The following is a 705-nucleotide window of genomic DNA, read 5'->3' as shown; positions in this document are numbered from 1 at the left end:
ACTTAAATGAGCTTGATGAAGTCGCGAATGATCTTAGTTTTGCTGCATTTTTGCCCTACTACCAAGACTATATGCGCAGCTTCGAATTTAAGATGTACGACGATTCTTTGTTGTTAAATTTACGTCTGACAGAGCGTGATGCTCTAGTGGTGTATTACTACAAACAGCCTCTTACCGCACCGGCCACTGTGCGAGAGCGTCTATTGTTAGGTCGTCGATTGGTGCAATCTATTTCTCGGCCAGTGGTTCAAGATTCCGGGATATATTTTTCAACGAACGTCCAAGGCGCAACTGTTTCTAATGTCTGCTACAAGGGTCTCATGGAAGTGATGTGTAACGTTCAGGAGCCGTTAGAGGGAGCGGTTGATGAGTGTACTCGCTTTGATCTAGATGCCGGCACATGTCGAGAGGGACGTTTCTTGTTTGAGAGTCGTGCTCTATTTTGTTCCGATACAGAAATCCTGTCTGGCGACTGCAAAGACTCCAATCAAATTAATCAAACGACTTTACAAATTGAGTCCGCTTCTCAAGATGCAAAATGGGTTCCGAGCTTGAGCATTGATGCAACAAATGGCGTCCAATCAACGATGCATGTGTTAATTAGTGATGATCAGCCACGTTCAACCGCTCGTCCTAATGATAGTTACTCAAAAGACGAAGGCATCTTAGGTAACCCTCAGCTTTACTCAGTAGCTTCGCAACGAA

1 protein-coding gene is annotated in these 705 nt (G+C 44.5%); it reads left to right on the top strand.

Annotated elements, in window-relative coordinates; translation table 11 throughout:
* On the top strand, positions 1-705 hold a 705-nt coding region (locus A3739_RS29240; RefSeq protein WP_197471999.1), incomplete at both ends, for a hypothetical protein.

It is taken from the genome of Oleiphilus sp. HI0067 (genome assembly GCF_001635735.1).
This window is presented reverse-complemented; position numbering and strand designations above follow the sequence as displayed.